We start from the raw sequence: 24,699 nt of genomic DNA, 5'->3' as shown, positions 1-24,699 counted from the left end.
TTTGCAATGCTTAGTTTATTAATTAAATATCTTTGACTTTATTTAATACGATTAGAAAAAATGTTGCTAAAACGTATAAGTAAAAAGGGAAAAACATTGTTGAGTTGGTTATATCTTGTTTTAGGTATTATGTTTGAGGTTTCTGGAACCACATTCATGAAAATTTCAGCAGGCTTTACGAAACCTCTGCCCAGCATTTTAATATTTGTCTTTTATGCTATGAGTTTAATTTCTGTAACCATTGCATTAAAAAAATTAGATATTGGTGTAGCTTATGCTGTTTGGTCAGGTGTGGGAACAATGATCATATCAATGGTTGGTATCTTATACTTTAGAGAATCTATTTCTCTAACTAAAATTATTTCAATGGTATTAATTATTGCAGGAGTTATTAGTTTAAATTTAACTAGGAGTTGACCAAAAATAATGGGATACAAGCCCTCCCTTTTAACGAAGTAGAGGGCAGTCCCTATGAAACAAGTTTCACCCACCAAAGATGAAAGAGGTTTTTTATTCTATTTAAGGATTCAGGTACTTGAAACCCAGTTAGAGAGCCAGTTTCAAAATTGCTTTTGGCTTATTAACATACCTTTAGTCGCAATAAGGCACGAAAATCTAGGTGTTGTGTAATGCTTGTTGAGAATAGAAAATTGTGGATAATCCCGCGAAACCGTTATTAAGAAACGATTGTAGAGATTTTGATATGACCTGAATCCTTACTATTCTATACCCCTACACCCTTTACACCCTTATACCCTTACACCCATTTTCAAGCTAGACAGGTCTAGTACGTTACGCCGTTCGTATAGGATTGGTGCTGCCGCATACTTAAATAATACTAGCCCTGAGTTGAACAGTGCGGACAAGAGCGAGACTCAGGGCTTTTCTCCTCACAACTCAGGGTTTTCCTGATAGGGTTCTCAACTGATTTAGCGTAATTTAGGTATTAGATTGAGTGCAGAAAGTACAAGCTTTCCTCAAAGTCAAGCAGAAGGCATAACTGCCTTTAGTTGCAAGTTTTGCATTCAAGCAATTTAGACTCTGACAGTGGTTTCCCCCTTGGAAACATACTAATAAACTGATGCCACCTCTGCGCATTCTTCTAGTAGACGACAGCCTTGCTTTTCTCAAATCCGCAACCCGCTTTTTAGCAATGGATAAGCGGCTGGAGGTTGTCGGGTCTGTTCTGTCCGCAACAGAAGCCCTCTTTTGTTACTACCAACAAAAGAGGGTTACCTAGATAGAAATAAAGCCAATCAAATACTTTTATCTCAAGACTTTGATACTTCACAAAAAGTACAATGTCTTTTCGATTGGTTTTCTCTCGTTCAGCCTTGTGTGTTTGGTTGAATTTCGGCTTGCGATTTGAATGGTTTTGTTAGAAATAATTGACAACCATTAAACATTAGTTTTTGTGAGAAAAAATGCTGCATACATCATCAACTGCATTATTAGATTCCCAAATCAAGCAATCGCCATCTAATCAAAAACAAGAGTTAGCCTCTTATGTAAAAAGTCTTTATGGAGATATTGCTATTTCTGAATGTCCTTTTACAGAAGAAGAGATAGGCGAATTATCAAAAACGAATGAATTGTTGATTTATTTACCTGCAAAGCTGACGATGCAGCAACTTTGTGATAGGTTTGGCATTAAAGCTAATGTAAATTTCGAGAATGAAACCATGATTAGAAATACGATGGTTTCAGAAGACCAATGGTTTATCGCCTCTAATAGTAAAACACCGGAATTAATTAACGAAACTGGGCTTTTCAGCAAGCGAGTCTATGAAGATGAAGGTCTTCATGGCATGGATTTGAGAAGATATCTTGCATTCGCAGCAACTTTTAAATATTATTTTGATGAATTTCCCGACCAAACCTATTGGTGTTTTCTCTTATCAGGAAGCTACGACCGTAGCGGTGTATCTGTTGTTGGCTTTGATGCAAAAGGTGTACTTAGCCATCACGGTTGGATGAAGAATTTTAAAGCTAAGTATTGTGGTTCTAGATATATAGTTATTCCTCCGAGAATTGAAATATTGCGTTCTACAAAGTCATTAAAAAGGGCGCGTCGCGGGAACGGAAGTGCTGAAGGTAAAGAAGCAAGTATGGGTTAAACTTACGTATGTCACTTGTGCAAATATACGATTTATTTAGCCCTGATTTCTACGCACAACCAGAACCTACTTTAGATGAGATGCGCTTAAATCATCCTGTTTATTGGTGTACTCGTCTAGAGTCTTGGGTATTAACACGTTATCAGGATATTTCAACCACGATTCGAGATGCGAATTTTTCGGTGGATAGAAATGGTCAAATTGCTAGGGGAGGGTCGCCTGCACTGCGGGATAAACTAAATTTTTGCAATAACTTTTTTGCCAGTTGGATGGTTTTTTCTGACCCTCCCAGGCACACATTTCTACGCAATATTGTGTCTGGAGTGTTCACTCCCTCACTGATGGAAAGTTATAAGCTTTGCATTGAAGATTTGACTTGGGAACTGATTAAAAACGTTAGTGCTAAGGGAGAAATGGAACTAATTCAAGATTTTGCAGTTCCCCTCCCTGCGCTGGTGACGGCAAAGATGTTTGGCATATCGCGAACGCATATTACAGAACTAAAAGATTGGAGTAGTAGTATATTTACTCTACTTGGAGCTGACAATGCTAGCGATGAGGCGATTAATGCAACTTACCAAAACTTGGTAAAATGTATTACATACTTTCACATGCTAGTGGAAGAACATCGTAGTTCTAAGAGTGATAGTTTAATCAATCAATTAGCCAACGCTTCCTATTGTTCGGCTCAACTTAGTACTCAAGAAGTTGCTACCATGTGTATTGTCATGATGGCTGGTGCTTACGAAACTACAACACACTTAATTGCTAATGGTATACTTGCACTATTACAAAACCCTGCCGAGTTAAACAAACTCAAAGACAATCCAGCCTTAATTGACAGCGCAGTTGAAGAAGTATTTCGGTATTGTGGGCCTGCTTTTAGCGTCGTTCGTCGAGCTAAATTAGATACGCAAATCAATGGACAAAATATTCAAGCCGGACAAAAGATTTATTGTCTGTTACACGCAGGTAACCACGACCCAGAACGTTTTCACCAGCCAAGTAAACTAGACATTTCTCGGCAAGACAACCGTCATTTAGGATTGGGATTAGGTATCCACTTTTGTCTTGGTGCAGTTCTAACTCGCTTGGAAACCAAAGTCGCCATTAACTCTCTTGTCCAAAACTTCCCAAATATACATCTAAATTCCTCCAAACTTGAGTGGATACCTAATTTAGCAATGCGAGGTTTAAAAAAATTACCTATTGCATTTTCTTGATTAAATTATCGCTGATATGAGTTTAAAAGATAGGTAAAAAATAGAACTTACACATTGACAAAGATGGCAAGATGTAAATGGAGACTTATGAGCGTAATTTAATATGCCTTCGCTTTGGTAGGTGCAATCAAGTAACGATAATACTTGATATTAGATAGATTTAGGGTTCTGACTATCAGAGCGATTAATACCAATTCTCTGTAACAATGGGCTTAATAATTACCCCCCGCCTTTGGCGTCCCTCCGATGCCTTGGGGAGGCAGTGCGTTGCGGAGGTTCCCTCCGTTGTAGCAACTGCCGTGGGACTACAGGGGGGTGGAATTAAGCTCAACTTCATAGAGAAAATTCAACTGATGAAACGCCTGGGCATTCATGATGTTGCAGGTTTAGTAAGTTACGCCGTTCGTATAAAATTGGTGCTGCCGCATACTTAAATAATACTAGTACAACGCGGCGTAAATAGGGCAACCATTTAAAATTGCTAAAAACCTGATTCCATAATACTTTTGACTTTTGACTTTTGACTTTTGACTTCCGCCTTGCGGTACTAGCCCTAAGTTGAACAGTGCGGACCTTGAGCGAGACTCAGGACTTTTCTCCTCACAACTCAGGGTTTTCCTGATAGGGTTCTCAACTGATTTAGCGTAATTTAGGTATTAGATTGAGTGCAGAAAGTACAGACTTTCCTCAAAGTCAAGCAGAAGGCATAACTGCCTTTAGTTGCAAGTTTTGCATTCAAGCAATTTACACTCTGACAGTGGTTTCCCCCTTGGAAACACACTAATAAACTGATGCCACCTCTGCGCATTCTTCTAGTAGACGACAGCCTTACTTTTCTCAAATCCGCAACCCGCTTTTTAGCAATGGATCAGCGGCTGGAGGTTGTCGGGTCTGTTCTGTCCGCAGCAGAAGCGCTGGAGCTGGTTCCTCTATTGTGCCCTGATTTGGTACTCATCGATTTAGCGATGCCTGAAATGAATGGTCTGGAAGCAACACGCCTTATAAAAGCGCAGCCAAATGCACCATACGTCATCATTTTAACGTTGAACGATAGTAACGAAGAGCGTGCTGCAGCTAAGGTTGTAGGTGCAGATGGCTTTGTTACTAAGTCGGAATTTTCTTCATCTTTGCTGCCCTTGATACACTCTTTGTTTGCTTAGTGCAAAATTTCATAAATTCGTAGCGTTTCTTTTGCCCAGGACTTGAGACTTGCGGCTGGTTAATTCCTCATGAACTTGCGAAATGTTGTACTTAGCTAGTTACGACATCACTAAATGCAAGTACGCAGAATTAAAGCAGTCAAAGTAGTCGCTAGATAGCATTTTTTATCACTGTCCTCAGAGGATACTTCGTCTGTCAGCAAGTAAAAATGATTTCCTTTGAGTGACGAAAATACATACCATCGCAAAGCGCGTCCTATGCCGCAACCGAACTCCGTTTGGTTGCCTCAAATCGAAGATTTGAACAGAGGGTTTTCTGGAGGAAAATCCTCTGGGCATATACGGATGATCGCCCCCAGAAAACAGTCTGCCATTTTTCAAAACCCTATTTGCTCAGGCTAAAACCCAAGCTAAATTACGCTTCTGGCGATTGTAAGCGCGAGACTTGTCAGAAATCCGGGCTATACCACTACCAGTGAAAGGAAGTTGAAATGACTGATTTGCAAACATTCCACCTGCCCAAATCCATCACAGGAACACAATCTGATATCGATACAGCACGCGAGATAATTCAAGCATGGAGAACCGACGGAATATTTCAGGTTGCGACAAACACAATACAGGATCGAAAAACCGAGAGTGCATTTGAAGCGAGCCGGCGGTTCTTTCGCATGCCTATGAAGTTCAAATCCCAATGCATTAGTGATCTTAACTACGGTGGGTATATCGCTTCTGGAGAGGAAGTCACCGCTGGAAAGTCCGATTATTCCGAGATATACACTATTTGCAAAGATATTCCACTGAATGATGCCCGTGTACAAGCGCAATGGCCATGTCATGGACCAATGCCTTGGCCTGATCAGGAGTACCACCAAAGTATGAAAGTATTCATGGACGAGCTCGGCTTAATCGGCGAGAAATTGCTGAAATTGACGGCTCTGGGGTTGGGGCTGGATGATATTAACGCTTTAACGAAATTGACCAGGGATGGTTGGCACCATATGCGCGTATTGCGATTTCCGACGCTATCTCAAAAATCGGCGAGGGGGATCGGCGCACATACCGACTACGGGCTATTGGTCATTGCAGCCCAGGATGATGTGGGTGGTCTCTATATACGTCCACCGGTCGAAGGGGAAAAGAGAAACAGAAATTGGTTATCGACCGAAAGCATGGCAGGTATGTATGAAAACGATGATCCTTGGACCTTTGTGAAGCCTGTGCCAAGTGTACTGACCGTGTTCCCTGGCGATATTCTGCAGTTCCTGACTAATGGCTATTTGCTCTCAACGCCCCATAAAGTCAGGCTAAACATGAGGGAGCGATTTGCGTTAGCGTACTTCCATGAGCCCAATTTCGATGCTTGTGTCCGCCCGCTGTTTGATCCGTCAAGCGATGAGCATATCCACTACGGAACGCACTTTACAAATATGTTCATGAGGTCTTACCCAGACCGAATAACCACACGCCGTATTATCAATGAAGACCGCTTGTCAATTTTGGCTCGTTTGGAAAACAAGACCCTTGGTCGTTTGACCACAGTGAAAAACGCATACGCATTGCAAAGATAATAACCAAACGGAAGCAACGCGAAAAAGTTGGATCAAGCCGAAAAAGGGCGATCGCATTCGCAATTGGCGCGGAAGAGTGGAAATGCCATTGGTGCATCGACATTCGTATCATCGATACAGAATGCGCTCATTTGTTTATCCCCAACTAGGGAAGTCTCAATTTTTAAGAGGCAACCAAATCAAGCTGCCACAGTTGGGATGGTTAGAGTCTGTCCGCTGTCAAGAATTACAACTAAGCATTTTCAGATCCCCAAATACCCACTCCTTTTGCTGCTACCATGTAACGGAAAATGTACTCTACTAACTCAATGTAATGACTAGCAGTTTTGGGAGAAGGTGCCCAAACTGTAACACCGTGGTCGCGGATGAGTAAAGCCGGGAGTTGCACACAAGCTGTTGTAAAGCGCTCTTTTATGTCATCGGCAATACGGGAAACCTGTAAATGGTTGGCGAATATCGGCATACCACAATCGGGGTTTTCTTCCCACACTCCCAGCCCTTTGAGCATCTCCAACGGTGGTAGGGGCAAGGTATCACCTTTGACAAAGCGAGAAACCAAATTTGCTTCAACTGAGTGGACGTGGTAGCAGCTGTTAGCTTCAGGAAATAGGGCATATACAACTTGGTGAATAGCTGTTTCAGCTGAAGGCTTCAAATCAGGAGAAGATTGCTCCACCTTGCCGTCTGGATAGATACGCACAAAATCACCAAGTTCTAATTGTCCTTTAGACCGACCACTGGCTGTAATCCAGAAGCTACCATCGGGTAAACGAGCTGAGAGATTTCCCGCAGTTCCTACCATCCATCCTTGTTGGTAGAAGTGACGGGCAGCACAGATAAGTTCAAGACGGCGATCGTCTTGCGTTGAGCTTTTCATTTGATTAAATTAGTTCTACAATCTTGCTAGGTAGTCGCGCACTTCTAAAAAGTCGAAGTCGCAAAAAACTATTCGCTTCACTTCATCACCGAATGTATTTCAGGCTACAGCCTGACGAGTGCGAATTTCTGTACCCGTGTACTCGGGAGCCCAGCCTTCTGTCCCAGTGAAATACCGCACTGCTTTAATCCGCCGTGCTGGAGTGAGATAAAACCAGTGTTCAGTTCCCGCAGGTACGTTGATGTACTCTTCTGGCTGTACTGTCAGTTCTACTTGAGTTCCATCAGGTCGTACAAAACCAAAAATACCTTCTCCGTCAACGATGTAGCGGACTTCGTCTTCTGAATGGGTATGGATTTTCTCAAACTTCGTCAGCAGTGCATCAAGGTTAGGGATACCTGGATGCAGGACGATGAAATCGCGGGTTTGATAGCCTGCTGTTTGTTGAAGTTGCTCAAAATAGCCATCCAGAGATTTTAAGATTTGTTCTTTCTCATCCTCGTTGAGGCTATCTTGTGCTAAAAGTTGACGCAATTGTTGACTATCTCCCACAGCCCAGCGATTAAGTTGGATGTTTAGGGGTGCCAATTCGCGGGAAATGTCTTGCAAATCGGTGTGTCGTGTTCCATCTTCCAATTGTAGAATCGCCATATCTCACCTCTTGCAAAGATATTTATTCTACGGTATGTCTACTAACTTGTTATTGTTCGTTGAAAAAACTTAGGGAGCCTAGCGACTAGTCTCGCGTAAGAGTGTCCAGTTAGTACAGCCTTATGAACTAGGATACTCTGCTTTGTTCATTTTAATTAACGGTACATTGATAGGAATTTTGTATTTATTGACTTTAGCCATTTTTGATGGGATGAGCCACATCTAGAGAAAATGGGGTGAGAATGACGTTTTGGTGTCGATAAAAAACCTTCTCGCGCTAACATTCTTGTCAGTTTTCTGGGATTTTTCCCATTTCTATCCGAAAGTGCATAAGTTGCTTCTGTTTATACCTACTAAGTACAAGCAAAGCTTTCCAAGCTTAACTTCCGTTCCGCAAATCAGGTAGGACTTAAGCACATTTTTTTTAATTTGTCAACCTATAAGTCCTCGTAATCTCTAAAAATAAGGAGTTTATTTAAGTTATGCCGTTAATAGAAGATGTCAAAAGAGTTTGCGATCGCCTTGCTCCTTTGGGATGGCGCGACTTACTGCTGGCACATGGACTTGATATCACTGCAACCAACCTCAAGCAGGAATTAACCAAGGAACTGCCTAACATCAATCGTAACATTTCAGGGTTTGAAGATTTTGCAGGTGAAGGCAAAAGAGGAATAGAAGCAGGAAATCCAGCGCGAAGCTTGTTATTTCATGCTTTTGCTTCACCAAATGTTGTCCTAAATGCTCAAAGTACAAACTCGCAAGCATATCCGACGCTAGCAGAACTCGAAATCATTGAAAACTTTGTTTACGGTGTGCAACCTCCTTCTTGGGAAGATTTGCAAGTCCGCGCACAGGGGCAACTTTTGGCGATCGTTGTGTTTGCCTCAGAATATCGACCTGGTGCAGAAACTGTTCAGCGCAAGCATGCTGATATGTGTTTCTCGCGGACTGGTGTGGCGCGAGTCGGAACGGCGGAACCACTGTATGACGCTCGACTTCGCGGATTTTTACCCTTTGTTGAGGGAGATATCCATGCATTTCGAGTCTTACCTGCTCGTTATTCTGCCTATGTTGCAGTTCAACGCAAAGGTAATCGAAGTATTTTCGGTCCTATGCGTTTTCAGCCAGGAGATAGTTCTCAGCCAGGAGATAACAGTCGCGAGTTCTGGGTTCCTCTGCACAAGCTGTTCAACGGCAGAGAATGTATTCGCGGTTTAAATTTGCAAGTAACACTGGCTACGGGTCATGTCAATGAAAAACTGCGGCGGATTCATTTGGAGTTGAGAAAAACGGGATGGAACACAGGATGGAGTGAGCCGGATCTTAGCAACCCGCCGTTCATTTTTACACAAGGTATTGCTGAATTCACGACCAAGCCTGATTTTGGCAGTGGGCTTCTAGTTCCAGTCGTTCACTCTAATCTAGTGGAAGCAGCAACGTACAAAGGAAAAGTGCTAACCTTTAGGGTGCCACAGGATAACAGGGAGGAGCAAGGTGAGAGATTATCCTCCAGCCTGCGAATTCCTTTAAATGGTCCGGAATATGTTCATGTTCGCCACAAAGTATTAGCGAACGGTGAAGTAGAAAGTCTCAACAATCAAAAGGATGTAGAGGGTGCGGTGCAAAAAGGTGGTTATGATGCCGTACACTATCTTGACTTCACCGGCGATGGCTGGGTTGAAGCAGTCTGTCCAGAGTTGGCTGTGGCAATTCCTCGGCGTGTACCTGCTTATTCTCTCGTGACAGCACCAGATTTCTTCCCCAACTGTGACCAGCGAGAGTTACTGGAGTGGACAGAGCAGTCAGTACCTCAGAGACTCAGAGAAAATCTCTGGCGAATTCCACCAGAGACGCTATCTGACGATCGCATTGCTCCTAACCTTCAATTAAAAGGTGCTAATTTCCGTCCAGAAGATAAAACCGTCACTGCAATTGTCTCGTTACCTTTTAAAGGTACCGTGCGACAAATGCCGCTCAATGGCTCGCCAACAATGCGGCATGCATATCTCCCAGATGCGGCGGCTGGTTTATTTGCCCCTGGTTGGGATATCGGTACAGTTGTTTCGGAAAGCGGAGAGGAACATTTAGCAACTTACAGGTTAGGCAGTCCTTTTCCTGAAGACTCCAAACTGTGTGCTGCACTGAGTACATTTTGGCCCGCAGTCGCTCCCGATGCCGCACGAACATTTCAGCCAAATCCCGCATGGCCCACTGTCAGCCCTTTGACAGATGAAGAAATTGGTCAGACTGGTAACTTACCTTGGGATGGTATTCCCGGTCCTCGACGCGTTACGCAGAATGGCAAAAACTTGATAGAATATGCAGATTTGGCTCATGCAGATTATGTAGAGAGTTCTTTGCAGAAGAAATTCTCGCTATCGCTCACGGGTCGGGTTGATGTGCGTGAATATGAAGCCAGAGTTTTAGCGATGGCAAAGGTTTATGAAGTTTTAAACATCACTCCTGACCAGAGAGGACAATGGAGCGTATTTTCATTCCGTCAAGTGCAGCCAACTGATTCAGAATTGAAACAGGCACAAACTCAAACAGGAACTACAGTTGTTGGTAGCATCTATCGGTTTGAAATTTATCGTTATGGCAATTCTTCCCCAAATCCAGACGATTTTCGCAAACAATGGGTTGAAATTCAAGAAACCGTAACGTTGTTTGTCACACCTCTCAACGTTTTGTTGAAACGCAACAATGATGCCTGGAGACGTGCTTAATACCGATGTGCTTGTCATAGGTAGCGGACCTGCTGGGTCTGCTGCTGCTGCTGCATGTGCCCAAAAGGGTTTACGAGTTATCCTCATTGAGCGTGAGCTATTTCCACGCTCTCACCCCGGTGAAACTCTGCACCCTGGTGTAGAGCCGCTTTTGAAGCAGTTAGGTGCCATTGAGCCAGTGTTAGCAGCTGGCTTCCTACGCCACGCTGGAAACTGGGTGCAGTGGGAAGCTGAAAACCATTTTGTCCCCTTTGGAGAAGATGATTCGGGAGCATGGCTGGGATTTCAAGCCTGGAGAGCCGATTTTGACAGCATATTGCTTAATCGCGCAAGAAATTTAGGTGTTGAGGTTTTGCAGCCATGCCAAGCATCCCGCTTGGTTGTGGATGAGTGCAAAGTGGTCGGTGTTGAGACAAGCCAAGGAACTTTTCGGGCATCTAAAGTGATTGATGCTACGGGAAGTCACCATTGGTTGGCTCGACAATTAGGATTGCAAATTAACTACCACTCTCCGCGTCTGATTGCATACTACGGTTACGTCACGGGGGAATGTCCGGCGCGAGATGATGCTCCTGCGATTATTGCTGACTCTGATGGTTGGACATGGACTGCCAAAGTGCAACCCCAACTTTACCAGTGGACGCGCTTATCGTTGAGTGGGCAGAAAATCCTAAAAGACTGGCTCCCCGATGAATTCCACGGACTCAAGAGTTACCGGAAAATGCAGGCGGCTGATGTCACTTGGCGCATCGTATCGCAACCGGCGGGTTCTGGTTACTTCATGGTTGGGGATGCGGCGATGGTTCTTGATCCCGCATCAAGTCATGGAGTGCTGAAAGCGATTATGTCTGGGATCATGGCTGGGCATTTGATTGCAGCGGAACTCTTAGGGAATCTCACCCCCGCACAAGCGACTCAGCATTATTGTCAGTGGATTAATAATTGGTTTGAGCACGATGTAGAGAACCTGAGCAAGCTCTATGCTATGTTGCCAAATTAGTCAGCGTGTAAATCACCCAGCCATCTTTATCAAAGCGGGCTGGGTTGTTTGATTAAACCTGGCTTACAGCAGTTTTCACGTATTTGAACCACACTGTAAGGGCACAGCAAAGCTTCGTGCCCCTACGACAAATGTGGTCTATTTACCTGAAAATAGCTGTAAAAATAAAACCACAGATTAACACAGATGCACACAGATAATTAACTAGTGTTAATCTGTGTGCATTTGTGGTTCTGTCTATCCTGAAATTATACTGTTGCAAGAAGTCTTGTGTCAGCAGGAAGCGGACTTTAGACGATGTCGGCGTAGCAAGAAACCTGCTCCAATCATGCCTATACCAATGAGCGTTGTGGTCGTTTTTGGTTCTGGAACTGTTTTTAACGTGTTGATGGAGCCATACACTAAAGCTCGACCTTTTAAGGTGGTCGTTTTTTCCCCCAGAGTAATTATGTCCTCTTCTGTAAAGAGGAGCGTGCCCGTAGCATTTTTGAATATGCCTTCACCACCAGTGATATCCACAGTACCAGAACCCGAAGCTGTCAGGTTTACCAAGTCAATTGCAGTGGTGGCGTCACTCGTTCCAAACACCTTGTTAGTGCCGCTTCCAAACGTGATATAGCCTAGTGGTAAGTCTTGTAAGCCAAATGCCGTAGCATCTATGTTAAAGGTGAGTTCGCCCGTGGTAGGGTTGGTTTTGGAGTAGGTCAGCCCGTCGTATTGGTTTAGACCATAGGGCGCGTCAGTACTGATACCTGACTCAACGACTTGTGAAACGTCCGAAGTTATGGGCGTAACTTTGACCGTTGTATCATAGTAGGAGCTAATTGGATAGGAAGTTTGTGCGATCGCCCTCCCACCACCCAGTCCGAAACCAAGTAACATGAGAGTGACTGGAACAAGCCTTGCAGTGTATGAGCGGAGTATTACTTGCATTAGAAGTATCAAGTTTTACAATAACGCAACATCTAATACCAGAAGCTTACAAACACTCAAGAGCAGGTTGCAATGAATAATCTTTTGATAGTATTGTCAATTTTTCCTTATCTTGCGATCGCCTAACCTTGATCAGTAAACTTCTTGCAAAAGTCACTCGCTTCGCTCAAATTCGCTCATTCAAAATTCGCTCATTCAAAATTAATTAGTGGGAGCAAGGAAGCGCCACTCAGAAAGTTGACCACCAATATCATTGATTATGGTGGGGGCTTGTACCCATAATTAATCAATTCAAAAAAAGATTCTTAATTTTTGAACTTTGAACGAGCGAACTTTGAATTCAAAAAAGGTCAAAAAGTTGTGAATGTCATTAGTCGCGAAACGCACTGTAGCGAGGAATCTCAAGAGATGTTTCGCTATGCCTCCGGCACGCTGCGCGAACGCTCAACATGACATTTCAAGCATTTTTGCAAGACGTCTAGTGGTTGACGCCAAAATACCCCTCTCCGCATCCGGAGAGGGGTTAGGGGTGGGGTCATGTGCGTTCTAGATCTTAACCAAAACGTCCGCTGATATATTCCGCAGCTTCCTTTGTCGCAGGAGAATTAAATATTTGCTCGGTAGGACTGAATTCAACTAATCTTCCCGTACGTTTGCCATGCTCGTCTATTTCGGTGTTGAAGAAGGCAGTCAAATCTGCTACCCGTGAAGCTTGCTGCATATTATGAGTCACCATGATGATGGTGTATTGTTCCTTGAGTTCAAGGCAAAGTTCTTCAACTTGACGAGTAGAAATTGGGTCTAAAGCAGAACAGGGTTCATCCATCAATAGGACATCTGGCTTCATGGCGATCGCCCGTGCAATACAAAGCCGTTGCTGTTGTCCTCCAGATAACGCTGTACCCTTGTCTTTGAGTTTGTCTTTCACCTCATCCCAAAGAGCAGCTTGGCGTAATGATTGCTCTACTAGTTCATCAATGTTACCTTTATAACCATTTGTACGTGGTGCAAAGGAGATGTTTTCGTAGATTGACTTAGGAAAAGGGTTTGGTCTTTGGAAAACCATTCCAACTTGACGACGCAATTTTACCGAATTAATCTTGGGATCGTAAATATTTTTATTTCGGTAATGCAGCCTACCCTCAACGTGAGCTCCGGGGATCAAATCATTCATTCGGTTGAAGCAACGCAGTAGGGTACTTTTTCCACATCCTGAAGGTCCAATAAAGGCGACGATTTGTCTTTCAGGGATTTCTATATGGACTTCTTGAAGCGCCATAAATCCGCTGTAGAAAACCTTCACACCCTCAGCATGAAAAACTGCTTCATCTCTTCTGCTTTGGGTGGCGCTACTTTGTTTGCTTCTGGCGTTGTTGTAGGTCATATTTTGTGTTTCCCAATGTGTGTTAAGCAAGTTTGCAAGAAGTCCCTCGTCCTTTATCATTCGTCATTTGTATTTACAAATGAAAAAGGACAATTGACAAAATATAGGCAAAGTTCATCGATCTATTGAAAAACGTTGCCGGATATAAATGGCTGCTCCATTTAGCACCAAAATGACAAGCATCAACACAATGATTGTCGCTGCTGCTGCGTTGGAAAAGCCTGGTTCAGGACGAGTGATGTAGGAATAAATTTGGATGGGCAATGCCATAAATCGTTGGAACAAACCAGGGTTGAACGTGAGGAAACTGACAGCACCCACGACAATCAAAGATGCGGCATCACCAATTGCACGAGAGACTGAAATAATCACTCCAGTTAGAATACCTGGAATGGCATAAGGTAAGACATGATTGCTAATAGTTTGCCACTTAGTTATACCTAAGCCGTAGGAAGCATTTCTTAGAGAATCTGGAACGGCTCGAATTGCCTCTCTAGATGTGACAATAATGACTGGTAAAGACAGCAAGGACAAAGTGAGCGCCCCAGAAATCAAAGCAGGACCAAAGCCCAAAAGATAATTGAAAACGCCTAAACCTAGCAATCCATAAACAATTGAAGGGACTCCAGCCAAATTGCTAATGTTAATCTCGATAATACTATTCCACCAGGTTTGCGGTGCGTATTCTTCGAGATACAAAGCTGCTCCTACGCCAATTGGGACTGAAACCAAAATGACTACGACTCCCAAAAGAACGCTGCTGATAAGAGCAGGAAGAATACCACCTCTATCAGCGAAACGGGAAGGATTTTCAGTCAAAAAACCGGGGGTCAAAAATCTGGCTAATCCATCTCTGCAAATATCAAAAATGAGGAGAGCAAGAACAAATAAACCAATGAGCAAACCAAGCAAAAATAAATATTCAAATACTTTGCCGATGGTTTCTCTTCGTTCTATATTTTGAGTAAACTCTTGTGATTCTTGATGAAAATCATCTGGAGAAATCGAAGTCGCCATGCGTATTACTCGTACTTTTCCTTGTAACGTTTTGCAATCCAATTACTGAAAATGTTTAAAGCCAAAGTAATCAAAAACAGAACAGCTCCTACAGCGTATAAAGTCTTGTAGTTAAGACTCCCACGAGGACTATCTCCGCCTGAAATCTGAGCCATGTAAGCTGTCATTGTTTCTACTGACTCCATAAAATTCACAGTCAGTTTGGGCTGCTGTCCTGCGGCGATAACAACAGTCATTGTTTCACCCACAGCTCGAGAAACTCCCAAAATAATCGAGGCAATAATTCCAGAAAGAGCCGCAGGAAGGACAATTCTGAATATAGATTCGAGTTTAGTGATTCCCAACGAGTAAGCTCCTTCCCGCAAAGAGCGAGGAACAGCTCTTATCGCATCTAAGCTGATAGAACCAACAGTGGGCATAATCATAACTCCCATCATCAACCCAGCACTCAAAGCGTTGAAGAGTTCCAATGGGAGAAAACTCCGCAAAAACGGTGTCACAAACAAAAGAGCGAAGTAACCGTAAACAACCGTAGGTACCCCCGCCAGCAGTTCCACGGCTGGGCGTAAAATCGCTGCTACTTTGGGTTGGGCGTACTCACTTAAATAGATAGCTGAGGATAAACCTAGAGGAATGGCAACAGCCATGGCAATAACCGTAGTCAGTAAAGTGCCATTAATCAAGGGCCAAATTCCAAAATGTCGCTCTGCAAACAGAGGCGTCCATTGGGTATCCAGAAAGAACTTCGCAAACGAAACCTCTTGGAAAAACTCAAACGCTACTTGAAAGATAATTGCGACAATCCCAAAGGTTGTAAGCACGGAAACCAAAGCGCAACAAAATAAAATCGCTCCGACAATTTTTTCCTGAATATCTTCAGATGGATTCTTTTCCAGTGAACGTTCGTAACCTTGATGAGACTCGTCTCGATAATTTGCGCCCTGCATAATCAGTCATCAATAAATAGTGAACAGTCATGAGTAAACAGTGAACAGCCATCAGGAATAAAGAGTAGAAAAATGATAACTGATAGCTGATTACTGTTAAAGATATTTTGTAATTGCCTGACCAGGTTTTGCATCTTTGAACTTGTCACCCGAATTCTTACGAAGCAATGTTTTGTCTTGACATAACCCTTATCTGTTAGTTCAACATAACCAGTACCCCTGACACACCTTTTAGAATTGGCTAAAGAATTGGCTAAGTACAAACCAACAAATTCTCTCACTGCTAGCTTGTTATCTAAAGTAGACTTGCTGACATAGATAAGTAGAAAAGACGACACAAAGCAGTTTAAAACTTTTGAGTTACTTTTGACGGTGGTGTTTCAGAATTTCCTTTTATATTTTGTATGGCAAATCAGCGCAGCTTATTTTTATTCGCTATGTAGTCACAAATTCCAACATAACGAAGTGCAGTTTCATCATTGCCTGCAAAAAAATATACTACATTTCTATAGATATACCGTATTTAAGTAGTTATAATAGTATCATATGGTAAGTAGTGAAAAATCTAACTTTTGTAATGTTTTGGTAACATTGAGTTAGAGTAAATAAAATTGACTCCTCTACCCTTTTGGATATAGTTACAAATCCATAGCTATTTCTCTCTTAAGATTTCTTGCAATAGCAAGGGAGTGACTGGTGGTTTCAAATATTAAGTCATTCAATTTACTAAAATTTTTAATCATAAATAGATACATATAATTTCTTGAATTACATCTGTATTTATCTATAATAAGAAATATTTAGAAAAGCAGATTTTTGCCTCGACAATACATATTAACGCTTTGATGTCAAGCTTTTGTTGAAATTTAGAGCAATACAAGACTACCCGACTACTAACTGGGGCTAGCAGCGCTATTTAGGTGTCAATTAGGACTGTTGAGTTCCATCTGAGTGATCTATACGCTACTGTATTCTGAACTATTGACTGAAGCTAAATGACAATTTAACTTAACTTCATCTTAATCTTACAGAAGATAGAAGGGATTACCGTAGTTATTTAAAGAACTTTACATTTAAATTGCCGTGTCAATGACAACTCATACCAAGCGTGCGTATGAGCTAGCTCTAGGCAATTTTGGTTCACGACATTGTAGCCCAATACAACTCTAACTCAATACAGCCTAAAGCAAGTTGATGGCGCTTGTGCAAAGAGCGGTAGAGTTATTGCATCGTCGCTCGTTTCATCTTGACCAGGAAGAAAAAGGTACAAGCCCCTAAATTTATTTATGGAAAAAGAAAAAACGTATTTCATCGAGTAGGCGCAAGAAATACGGCGTCCGCTGACTCAAGCCCCTAAATTTATTTATGGGGTTCTTACTTTTGACTTTTGAATGCGTGACTTTTGACTTCCCCGAAGGGGCTGACTTCCCAATCTCAGACTGAAGAAGGTTGTGTAAAGAGCTGTTTAATTAGAGGTTAATAAGAAGTTAAGACAAACATCTCAGATTCTAGCTAGGGAAGAATGACAGACAAGGATGAATTTCTCTATCCTCGTAGCCGTTATTACGGTCACAATAAGCCGGAAAACCTGATATTTAACGCAAATTTACAGAAATTTGCCCAACAAATTGGTTACATCGTTAGCCTTCACACCGGTGGGAAACTCTCTTCAGAAGAAGCGTATCAACAAATTGAAGCACTTTGGCAACAGCTAGAACTTTTAAACAAGCAGCTCAGAATTGGCGAAAATCCTTTGCCGACGGATGAAGGACAAAAAGACGACTAAATTTAATCAAGTCTCGACGTTGAGCCTAGAATCTCCTGGCTTTTTATCCACATGAGCGATCGCCCAGCCTGTACCTCTGGCACTCACCGTAAAATTTGGACGAGCCTTGGGAGTGTTAACTCACAACAAATCTTCCTGACGACTCTGAGTTTTTACCCAAGGAATATTCTGCAAAAATTTGAAATTTTGTATTCTAAACCAACGTTTAGAAGGTTGTTTTTCACTACTGCTGTTGAGTTCCCAGCAGTCGCGCCTTTCGCCGCCCCACTCCATCCGGTTAATTGAAAATTCTGCCCAAGGTTCACCATCTGAGATTTCTCGTTCTATGGGCTCAAACCACATTTGATTCTCCTATTCAGAAAATTGAGCGCCCGAAAGCGCTACACAACCTAAGAGCCTCACTCTCGCAACCCAAGTACTTTGTGAGGATTATTTTTCCGCAAACGAATGCAAATATTAAAGCCTGACAATATCACCAAAAGCAAAGCTGTAACTCTCTGCACATCAGGAATCTAAGTAGATGTACTTCTTATATCCTCTTTGCGTTCTTCACGTCTATATTGTTTATCAAAATTTTAAGAAAAAAAGTAGCAGATGAACTTTCACCTGCTACTAGCAAGTGGTCGGAGAACAGTTATGGATTAATTTGTGTGAGCCAATTCTTTGACACCAGGTTGCACATTCTTCACAGATTGTGCAAACTCTTTGAGAGCTTCTGTCAATCTTTGGTCAATTTCTTGATCAAGTTGCAGAGTGCCATCTTGTATTTGCAGTTGTTTGTCTACTGCATAAACACCGCCCAAGATGTACCGTGCTTTTAACTCAGACAACACGGGTTTAAGGGCATATTCAATTGCCAACAAATGAGCGAGTGTTCCACCAGTAGCAATGGGTAGAACAACTTTTCCTGACAAAGCTCTTTGAGGTAGCAAGTCTAAAAACGCTTTGAGAACTCCCGTGTAAGCTGCTTTGTAAATCGGAGTGGCAATGATAATACCATCTGCTCTTTCTATAAGTCCTTTCGGCTGTTCTAGGGCTGGGCTATCGTATTGTCCATACGCCAAAACTTCAGCCGGTACATCGCGAACGGAGAGAATATCTGTTTGGAAGCCCTCTTGCTGCAAAATTTTGGTGGAGTGTTCCAGAATACCGTAGGTTCTGGAAGGATGGGATGGACTACCGGCAATTGCTAAGATATTAGCCATATTTTTTTAAGCCTTTTTGCGTTCAAAAGTCTTGAGTGCTGAGTATATACTACGAAGGAAATTCCAGAAATTGAGCAACTTTTTTTTCTTTGAGTACTAAGTCATTTTTGTTTACTTTCTAGAATTGCGCCCAGCACTCGTTACTCAGTACTCAGCACTATTTTCTAATCCACAGTGGTGGCTGTCTTTTGTTTTTGCTGCTGTTTGGGAAAATCCTGATTGGCAACAATCTCTCCGAAAGGACTCAAAACCTGCTGCTGTTCAACAACTGGCAGATTCTCTAACGGTAAACGGGGGAATAGCAGTTCCGCGACTCGATAAGCTTCTTCTAAATGGGGATAACCAGAGAGGATGAAGGTATCGATACCTATCTCGGTATACTCCAACATCCTTGCAGCAACGGTATCGGCATCGCCTACTAGGGCGGTTCCCGCGCCACCTCGCACTAAACCAATCCCCGCCCACAGGTTGGGGCTAATCTCTAATGCTTCCCGGCTACCGTTGTGCAATTGCCCCATACGGCGTTGCCCTTCGGAGTCCATACGAGCATAGGCGTTTTGTGCTCTGGCGATCGCCTCCTCGTCCACATACCGTATGAGTTGATTGGCTGCTTCCCAAGCTTGGCTCTCGGTTTCACGCACAATCACGTGCAGGCGAATACCAAACCGCAATTTCCTTCCTTCTTCTTCTGCCAGTCTGCGAACAGAGGCAATCTTTTCGGCAACTTGAGCTGGTGGTTCACCCCAAGTCAGGTAGACATCGACGTGTTTGGCTGCAATGCGCTGGGCTATAGGAGAGGAACCACCAAACCACAACGGTGGATAAGGCTTCTGGATAGGCTGAAAGAGTATTTTGCCTTCTTGGATGTCCAGATAGTCACCCTTGAAGTTAGCCACTTCACCAGCAGCTATCTGCCGCCATACTGTCAAAAACTCATCCGTCAATTTGTAGCGATCGTCATGACTCAGGTGCAAGCCATCTCCCGCCAATTCCACCGGATCGCCACCAGTGACTACATTAATCAACAAACGTCCATTGGATATGCGGTCAAACGTTGCTGCCATTCTTGCTGCCACCCCTGGTGACATCAACCCCGGACGGATCGCCACCAGAAACCGCATCTGACTGGTATGAGTGACTAGGGTTGACGCCAAAACCCAAGCATCTTCACAAGAACGACCCGTAGGAAGCAATGCCCCCGTGAAGCCCAAGTGATCTACTGCTTGTGCAATTTGGCGCAGGTAAGAAAAGCTAACTGACCGTCCGCCTACGGAAGTGCCCAGATAGCGCCCATCACCGTGAGTTGGGATAAACCAAAGAAGATGCATGATGCCTATTTAAAGTAGCTGCAAAATGCCTATTATACTACTGCAAATTGACCGATTAACCGTAATTAATTGCCACATTAACTTAAGAGTATTGCACAGCCTCCTAAGTAAGGCAAGACTTTTTGAGAAAAAAATACGGTTCTTATATCAGTTTAAAGTAGTTTTTTCCAATGGTTATGAGCGAAGGGTTTGTAACTCTTGGCTGAAGTTCCTGGCTGTTGTGAGAACTTATCTGATATCATGTCCGCTCAATGACCCACAAATCCTGGAAAACCCCACCCCAATGAGTGGCTACGCCAAAGTTCCCCTCCCCGCAAGCGGGGAGGGGTTAGGGGTGGGGTTCTGTAATTTGCTGGACATTATATGATTCCTGCATAAGTTAACTTTGGTTTCATCTATATGATCATGTATAAGTATCAGTAAAAAATTTCATTCTCCTGACTGTTTTTAAAATACATATTTTATTAAATTTGTCAATATATTAAGCCCTAACACTTTATCCCTACTCGCTAATGAGTGAAAACACGCGTGTCAAAACAATTTTGCTCTTGGCGGCGAATCCAAGACAAACTTCTCAGTTGCGACTGGATGAAGAGGTACGGGAAATTGATGAGGGATTGCGACGCGCAAACAAGCGGGAGCAGTTTAAATTAGAGCAGAAATGGGCAGTGCGATCGCGCGATTTTTACCGAGCAATCTTGGACACTCAGCCCCAGATTGTACACTTCTGCGGACATGGTGCTCTTGAAGATGGCATTGTGCTGGAGGATGACACGGGGCAAATAGCGTTTGTGCGGGCAGATGCCCTAGCGAGTATGTTTAAGCTATTTGCCAAAAAAGGGGTTGAATGTGTTCTGCTGAACGCTAGTTACTCAGAAGTGCAAGCAGAAGCGATTAGCCAACACATTGAGTATGTGATTGGTATGAATCGGAAAATAGGAGATAAAGCGGCGATTAATTTTGCTGTAGCGTTTTACGATGCTTTAGCCGCTGGCGAAGAGATGGAGTTTGCTTATGAGTTGGGTTGTTCTCAGCTTATTGGCTTGAAGGAACACGAAACTCCTGTACTTAAAAGAAAATTGCTGAATCATCCCGTTGCAGAAAAGACAACGCGCCAACGCATCTTTATTAGTTATAAGCGCGATGTTGAGCCAGATCAACCAGTCGCTTTAGAAGTTTTTCAAGCACTGTCGCAGCAGCACAAAGTTTTTATCGACCAGACGATGTTGGTTGGTACGCGCTGGGCTGAACGCATTGAAGGGGAAATTCGCCAAGCTGATTTTCTCATCGTTTTTCTTTCGTCTCGCTCAGTTTACAGCGAGATGGTAGAGCAAGAAATCAAGATGGCGCACGAGATGGCGCAAGTGCAGGGAGGACATCCTGTTATTCTCCCGGTGCGTTTGGGGTATCGCGAACCGTTTCAGTATCCTTTGAATCGTTACCTCAACGATATTAACTGGGCTTTCTGGCAAAGTGAAGAGGATACACCGCGCCTGATAGCAGAGTTGACACAAGCTATCTCAGGTGGTGAGTTGCCTTTTGATGCGGCGCAAGCTAAAGCTGCTTTACTTGAGACGAGTGAACCTTCACCGTTACCTCGACCTTTTGCTTCAGCACAGCCAGTGGCGTTGGAAATGCCAGAAGGAACGATGGACACTCAATCTGCATTTTATGTGGAACGTCCATCGGATGCCATTGCAATCAGGACAATTGCACAGCGGGGAGTCACCATTGCGATTAAAGGACCGAGACAAGTTGGCAAGAGTTCGCTGTTGATTCGTGCAATTGAAGCTGCGGTGAATGCAGGTAAGCGGGTTGCTTTTTTGGATTTCCAACTTTTTGACAAAGCCGCCTTAACAAATGCTGAACTCTTCTTTAAGCGATTTTGCAGGTGGCTGACTTATGAGTTGGACATGGAAGACCGAGTTGAGGAATATTGGAAGACGCCACTGGGGAACAACCTCTGTTCCACCAGCTACGTTCAACGCTACATTTTAAAAGAGCTGGGCAAACCCTTAGTTTTGGCAATTGATGAGGTAGACAAGGTTTTTGACGCCGACTTCCGCAATGATTTCTTTGGGATGTTGCGGAGTTGGCACAATAAGCGCGCCACGACACCCATTTGGAAGCAGCTGGATTTGACGCTGGTGACTTCCACCGAACCTTATCAACTGATTGACGATCTTAACCAATCACCTTTTAATGTTGGGCAGGTGATTGAATTACAAGATTTTACACCAGAACAAGTGGCTGACCTTAATCACCGTCACGGTTCACCCCTCAACTCCAGTCAGGAACGGCAATTGATAGTTTTGTTGGGTGAACATCCTTACTTAGTACGTCGGGCGCTTTACTTAGTCGCCAGTCAGCAACTTTCTACAGCTGAGTTATTTGCCAATGCAACTGCTGACAATGGTCCCTTTGGGGATCATCTGCGTCGGCATCTCTCGCTGCTGCATGATAAAACAGAACTGATCCGAAGTCTGCTGCAAATCATTCGTCAGAACACCTGCGAAGATAAGCGCGTCTTCTGGCGGCTGCGGGGTGCGGGTTTGGTACGCGAGGAAGGACGGACAGTTTTGCCACGCTGTCAGCTTTACGCCGAGTATTTCCGGGAGAACTTGCGTGAGTAACCCAAGCATCTACACAGTTGGTGGGACTGTGCAAGCCAACCAGAATGGCATTTACATTCCCCGCAAAGCGGATGAGGAATTGCTGGCGCTGTGTCGGGAACACAAGTTTGCTTATATCCTCACCTCACGCCAAATGGGCAAGTCGAGTTTAATGGTGCGGACTGTTGAACAACTGGCAGAAGAAGGGATTCAGTCAGTTGTGATTGATTTGACGCAGGTGGGCGTGCAGGTGACTGCTGAACAGTGGTATCTAGGGTTACTCACAATTATTGAAGGAACCTTGATGCTAGATACAGATGTGGTGCAGTGGTGGCAGGAAAATTCACATTTAGGCTTTACTCAGCGATTAACTTTATTTTTTCAGGATATATTACTGAAAGAAGTTACCTCACCTGTCGTGATTTTTGTTGATGAAATTGATACGACTCTCAACCTAGATTTTACTGATGATTTTTTTGCTGCTATTCGTTACCTCTATGTGGCTCGCGCTTTAGATGCAGAGTTTCAGCGTCTTTCCTTTGTCCTGATTGGTGTGGCGACTCCGGGGGATTTGATACGTGACCCTAAGCGTACACCGTTTAATATTGGTCAGCGCGTTGACTTGACAGATTTCACCTTTGAAGAAGCGAAACCCCTCGGTGAGGGACTAGGACTGGCAACGAATGAAGTGCAACAGGTGCTGAGGTGGATGCTGGAGTGGACGGGCGGACATCCATATTTATCACAACGGCTTTGTTGCATTGTTAGCCAAGAGAATAAGAAAAGTTGGTCAAAAGCTGATGTTGCTCGTGTGGTAAGCAGCACTTTCTTGGGTGCAATGAGCGAGCAAGATAATAACTTGCAGTTCGTCCGTGATATGCTCACCAAACGCGCACCAGATAAAGAAGGTGTTTTGAGTGTTTATCGAGAAATTCGCCGGGGTAAGTCGATTCTGGATGAGGAACAGTCAATAGTTAAATCGCACCTCAAGCTTTCGGGTGTGGTGCGGCGTGAGAATGCTGTTTTGAAAGTGCGGAATCGAATTTATCAGCAAGTGTTTGATTTAAAGTGGGTGAACAAACATTTGCCGTTGAATTTACGGGATACTTGGGAGCAGCTGAAGCCAGCGCTTCCTGTGATTGGAGGGCTGACAGGAGTTGTGGTGTTACTAATGGGGCTAGTATTGTACACTAACTACCAACTTCTGCGTGTTGAAAACCTCAACTCGGAAATTCTCACGCAAAGTCTCAATTCTGAAAACCTGTTTGTCTCACATTTAAATCTTGAGGCTTTAGTAGAAAGTTTGAAGTTAGGCAAACGAGTCAAACTTCCAGACAAGGATATAGAACCAGGTAACCGCATGAAAGCAGTCGCTACTTTCCAACACGTTGTTTATGGGATAAGGGAACGCAACCGACTGGAAGGGGATAGCAGTTATGTCACGAGCGTGGCTTTCAGTCCGGATGGCAAAACGATTGCTTCTGGCAGTGATGACAACACGGTACGGTTGTGGAATCTCAACGGGCAGCAACTCAAAACCCTGAGTAAGCATAGCAGTTCTGTCACGAGCGTGGCTTTCAGTCCGGATGGCAAAACGATTGCTTCTGGCAGTGATGACAACACGGTACGGTTGTGGAATCTCAAGGGGGAGCACCTCAAAACCCTAAGTGGGCATAGCAGTTCTGTCACGAGCGTGGCTTTCAGTCCGGATGGCAAAACGATTGCTTCTGGCAGTGATGACAAGACGGTACGGTTGTGGAATCTCAACGGGCAGCAACTCAAAACCCTGAGTGAGCATAGCAGTTCTGTCAGGAGTGTGGCTTTCAGTCCGGATGGCAAGACAATTGCCACTGGCAGTGATGACAACACGGTACGGTTGTGGAATCTCAAGGGGGAGCACCTCAAAACCCTAAGTGGGCATAGCAGTTCTGTCACGAGCGTGGCTTTCAGTCCGGATGGCAAGACAATTGCCACTGGCAGTGTTGACAAGACGGTACGGCTGTGGAATCTCAACGGGAAGCAACTCAAAACCCTGAGTGGGCATAGCAGTTCTGTCATGAGCGTGGCTTTCAGTCCGGATGGCAAGACAATTGCCACTGGCAGTTTAGACAAGACGGTACGGTTGTGGAATCTCAACGGGCAGCAACTCAAAACCCTGAGTG

General features: G+C 43.8%; 21 protein-coding genes. 12 read left to right on the top strand and 9 right to left on the bottom strand.

The annotated features are described in order from the left end of the window. The first annotated feature begins 60 nt into the window (after positions 1-60). The 6 genes from AACT52_RS22445 to AACT52_RS22420 all read left to right on the top strand — a co-directional run bounded on the left by AACT52_RS22445 (position 61) and on the right by AACT52_RS22420 (position 6,071). Positions 61-417, top strand: a complete 357-nt coding sequence (locus tag AACT52_RS22445; protein WP_073633450.1) for a DMT family transporter — start codon at positions 61-63, stop codon at positions 415-417. A gap of 1,007 nt (positions 418-1,424) precedes the next feature. After that, positions 1,425-2,117, top strand: coding sequence for a hypothetical protein (locus tag AACT52_RS22440; RefSeq protein WP_073633449.1), 693 nt, complete (start codon positions 1,425-1,427; stop codon positions 2,115-2,117). 8 nt (positions 2,118-2,125) lie between these two features. Continuing rightward, positions 2,126-3,340 (top strand): cytochrome P450, encoded by a 1,215-nt coding sequence (locus tag AACT52_RS22435; RefSeq protein WP_073633448.1) that lies wholly within the window; start codon positions 2,126-2,128, stop codon positions 3,338-3,340. Positions 3,341-3,546: 206 nt separating this feature from the next. Next, positions 3,547-3,774 (top strand): hypothetical protein, encoded by a 228-nt coding sequence (locus tag AACT52_RS22430; protein WP_073633447.1) that lies wholly within the window; start codon positions 3,547-3,549, stop codon positions 3,772-3,774. Positions 3,775-4,131: 357 nt separating this feature from the next. After that, positions 4,132-4,500, top strand: coding sequence for a response regulator (locus AACT52_RS22425; RefSeq protein WP_073633446.1), 369 nt, complete (start codon positions 4,132-4,134; stop codon positions 4,498-4,500). Between the two features lie 491 nt (positions 4,501-4,991). Further along, positions 4,992-6,071: a 2-oxoglutarate and iron-dependent oxygenase domain-containing protein gene (locus tag AACT52_RS22420; RefSeq protein ID WP_073633445.1), complete on the top strand. Its 1,080-nt coding sequence runs from the start codon at positions 4,992-4,994 to the stop codon at positions 6,069-6,071. 232 nt (positions 6,072-6,303) lie between these two features. Here AACT52_RS22420 and mtnB read toward each other — a convergent pair whose 3' ends face one another. Further along, complete coding sequence (gene mtnB, locus AACT52_RS22415; RefSeq protein ID WP_073633443.1) at positions 6,304-6,948, bottom strand: methylthioribulose 1-phosphate dehydratase; 645 nt, start codon at positions 6,946-6,948, stop codon at positions 6,304-6,306. A 99-nt stretch (positions 6,949-7,047) separates the two neighbouring features. After that, positions 7,048-7,599 carry a 1,2-dihydroxy-3-keto-5-methylthiopentene dioxygenase gene (locus AACT52_RS22410; RefSeq protein WP_073633442.1) on the bottom strand — a complete coding sequence of 184 codons (552 nt, stop codon included), beginning with the start codon at positions 7,597-7,599 and terminating at the stop codon, positions 7,048-7,050. A gap of 482 nt (positions 7,600-8,081) precedes the next feature. Here AACT52_RS22410 and AACT52_RS22405 point away from each other — a divergent pair, with 482 nt between their 5' ends. Both AACT52_RS22405 and AACT52_RS22400 read left to right on the top strand, forming a co-directional pair. After that, entirely contained in the window at positions 8,082-10,325 is a 2,244-nt protein-coding gene (locus tag AACT52_RS22405; protein WP_073633441.1) for a hypothetical protein, read from the top strand. After that, the gene (locus AACT52_RS22400; protein ID WP_073633440.1) at positions 10,303-11,325 is read left to right on the top strand and encodes an NAD(P)/FAD-dependent oxidoreductase; all 1,023 of its coding nucleotides are present in this window, start codon (positions 10,303-10,305) and stop codon (positions 11,323-11,325) included. Before AACT52_RS22405 ends, AACT52_RS22400 begins: the two co-directional genes overlap by 23 nt. 273 nt (positions 11,326-11,598) lie before the next feature. Here the strand turns inward: AACT52_RS22400 and AACT52_RS22395 are convergent, their stop codons facing one another. Further along, positions 11,599-12,258 (bottom strand): PEP-CTERM sorting domain-containing protein, encoded by a 660-nt coding sequence (locus tag AACT52_RS22395; protein WP_073633439.1) that lies wholly within the window; start codon positions 12,256-12,258, stop codon positions 11,599-11,601. Positions 12,259-12,570: 312 nt separating this feature from the next. Here AACT52_RS22395 and AACT52_RS41495 point away from each other — a divergent pair, with 312 nt between their 5' ends. Beyond that, the gene (locus tag AACT52_RS41495) at positions 12,571-12,711 is read left to right on the top strand and encodes a hypothetical protein (RefSeq protein WP_445263927.1); all 141 of its coding nucleotides are present in this window, start codon (positions 12,571-12,573) and stop codon (positions 12,709-12,711) included. Positions 12,712-12,811: 100 nt separating this feature from the next. On the opposite strand, the gene pstB is transcribed toward AACT52_RS41495, so the two are convergent. From pstB to pstC, 3 genes are all read right to left on the bottom strand, one after another. Beyond that, on the bottom strand, positions 12,812-13,642 hold the full coding sequence (gene pstB, locus AACT52_RS22390; RefSeq protein ID WP_073633503.1) for a phosphate ABC transporter ATP-binding protein PstB: 831 nt from the start codon (positions 13,640-13,642) through the stop codon (positions 12,812-12,814). A gap of 114 nt (positions 13,643-13,756) precedes the next feature. Next, positions 13,757-14,659, bottom strand: a complete 903-nt coding sequence (gene pstA, locus AACT52_RS22385) for a phosphate ABC transporter permease PstA (protein WP_073633438.1) — start codon at positions 14,657-14,659, stop codon at positions 13,757-13,759. A 5-nt stretch (positions 14,660-14,664) separates the two neighbouring features. After that, positions 14,665-15,606: a phosphate ABC transporter permease subunit PstC gene (pstC, locus tag AACT52_RS22380; RefSeq protein WP_073633437.1), complete on the bottom strand. Its 942-nt coding sequence runs from the start codon at positions 15,604-15,606 to the stop codon at positions 14,665-14,667. 1,522 nt (positions 15,607-17,128) lie between these two features. On the opposite strand from pstC, the gene AACT52_RS22375 reads away from it, so the two are divergent. Next, positions 17,129-17,392 carry a DUF7219 family protein gene (locus tag AACT52_RS22375; protein ID WP_073633435.1) on the top strand — a complete coding sequence of 88 codons (264 nt, stop codon included), beginning with the start codon at positions 17,129-17,131 and terminating at the stop codon, positions 17,390-17,392. Between the two features lie 120 nt (positions 17,393-17,512). Here AACT52_RS22375 and AACT52_RS22370 read toward each other — a convergent pair whose 3' ends face one another. The 3 genes from AACT52_RS22370 to ssuD all read right to left on the bottom strand — a co-directional run bounded on the left by AACT52_RS22370 (position 17,513) and on the right by ssuD (position 19,925). After that, on the bottom strand, positions 17,513-17,734 hold the full coding sequence (locus AACT52_RS22370) for a hypothetical protein (RefSeq protein WP_073633434.1): 222 nt from the start codon (positions 17,732-17,734) through the stop codon (positions 17,513-17,515). Positions 17,735-18,033: 299 nt separating this feature from the next. After that, on the bottom strand, positions 18,034-18,597 hold the full coding sequence (ssuE, locus tag AACT52_RS22365; RefSeq protein ID WP_073633433.1) for an NADPH-dependent FMN reductase: 564 nt from the start codon (positions 18,595-18,597) through the stop codon (positions 18,034-18,036). 164 nt (positions 18,598-18,761) lie between these two features. Further along, the gene (gene ssuD, locus AACT52_RS22360; RefSeq protein WP_073633432.1) at positions 18,762-19,925 is read right to left on the bottom strand and encodes an FMNH2-dependent alkanesulfonate monooxygenase; all 1,164 of its coding nucleotides are present in this window, start codon (positions 19,923-19,925) and stop codon (positions 18,762-18,764) included. Positions 19,926-20,437: 512 nt separating this feature from the next. On the opposite strand from ssuD, the gene AACT52_RS22355 reads away from it, so the two are divergent. After that, a complete protein-coding gene (locus AACT52_RS22355) occupies positions 20,438-22,558 on the top strand; it encodes an AAA-like domain-containing protein (protein WP_073633430.1) in 2,121 nt (706 codons plus the stop codon). Continuing rightward, the coding region (locus AACT52_RS22350; RefSeq protein WP_198940977.1) for an AAA-like domain-containing protein at positions 22,551-24,699 on the top strand (2,149 nt) is incomplete at its 3' end. The genes AACT52_RS22355 and AACT52_RS22350, both read left to right, overlap by 8 nt.

Source organism: Scytonema sp. HK-05, assembly GCF_963872035.1.
Taxonomy (GTDB): Bacteria; Cyanobacteriota; Cyanobacteriia; order Cyanobacteriales; family Nostocaceae; genus Kalymmatonema.
The sequence above is the reverse complement of the archived record's forward strand: the minus strand, read 5'-3'. Positions and strand labels throughout refer to the sequence as shown.

Excerpts from the sequence above, each read along its gene's own strand:
- ssuE (WP_073633433.1), bottom strand. The coding sequence starts at position 18,597 with ATGGCTAATATCTTAGCAATTGCCGGTAGTCCATCCCATCCTTCCAGA.
- AACT52_RS22435 (WP_073633448.1), top strand. The coding sequence starts at position 2,126 with ATGTCACTTGTGCAAATATACGATTTATTTAGCCCTGATTTCTACGCA.
- AACT52_RS22420 (WP_073633445.1), top strand. The coding sequence starts at position 4,992 with ATGACTGATTTGCAAACATTCCACCTGCCCAAATCCATCACAGGAACA.
- AACT52_RS22440 (WP_073633449.1), top strand. The coding sequence starts at position 1,425 with ATGCTGCATACATCATCAACTGCATTATTAGATTCCCAAATCAAGCAA.
- AACT52_RS22395 (WP_073633439.1), bottom strand. The coding sequence starts at position 12,258 with ATGCAAGTAATACTCCGCTCATACACTGCAAGGCTTGTTCCAGTCACT.
- AACT52_RS22430 (WP_073633447.1), top strand. The coding sequence starts at position 3,547 with ATGGGCTTAATAATTACCCCCCGCCTTTGGCGTCCCTCCGATGCCTTG.
- AACT52_RS22445 (WP_073633450.1), top strand. The coding sequence starts at position 61 with ATGTTGCTAAAACGTATAAGTAAAAAGGGAAAAACATTGTTGAGTTGG.
- pstC (WP_073633437.1), bottom strand. The coding sequence starts at position 15,606 with ATGCAGGGCGCAAATTATCGAGACGAGTCTCATCAAGGTTACGAACGT.
- AACT52_RS22370 (WP_073633434.1), bottom strand. The coding sequence starts at position 17,734 with ATGTGGTTTGAGCCCATAGAACGAGAAATCTCAGATGGTGAACCTTGG.
- AACT52_RS22405 (WP_073633441.1), top strand. The coding sequence starts at position 8,082 with ATGCCGTTAATAGAAGATGTCAAAAGAGTTTGCGATCGCCTTGCTCCT.
- pstA (WP_073633438.1), bottom strand. The coding sequence starts at position 14,659 with ATGGCGACTTCGATTTCTCCAGATGATTTTCATCAAGAATCACAAGAG.
- AACT52_RS22375 (WP_073633435.1), top strand. The coding sequence starts at position 17,129 with ATGACAGACAAGGATGAATTTCTCTATCCTCGTAGCCGTTATTACGGT.
- AACT52_RS22355 (WP_073633430.1), top strand. The coding sequence starts at position 20,438 with ATGAGTGAAAACACGCGTGTCAAAACAATTTTGCTCTTGGCGGCGAAT.
- pstB (WP_073633503.1), bottom strand. The coding sequence starts at position 13,642 with ATGACCTACAACAACGCCAGAAGCAAACAAAGTAGCGCCACCCAAAGC.
- mtnB (WP_073633443.1), bottom strand. The coding sequence starts at position 6,948 with ATGAAAAGCTCAACGCAAGACGATCGCCGTCTTGAACTTATCTGTGCT.
- AACT52_RS22410 (WP_073633442.1), bottom strand. The coding sequence starts at position 7,599 with ATGGCGATTCTACAATTGGAAGATGGAACACGACACACCGATTTGCAA.
- AACT52_RS22425 (WP_073633446.1), top strand. The coding sequence starts at position 4,132 with ATGCCACCTCTGCGCATTCTTCTAGTAGACGACAGCCTTACTTTTCTC.
- ssuD (WP_073633432.1), bottom strand. The coding sequence starts at position 19,925 with ATGCATCTTCTTTGGTTTATCCCAACTCACGGTGATGGGCGCTATCTG.
- AACT52_RS22400 (WP_073633440.1), top strand. The coding sequence starts at position 10,303 with ATGATGCCTGGAGACGTGCTTAATACCGATGTGCTTGTCATAGGTAGC.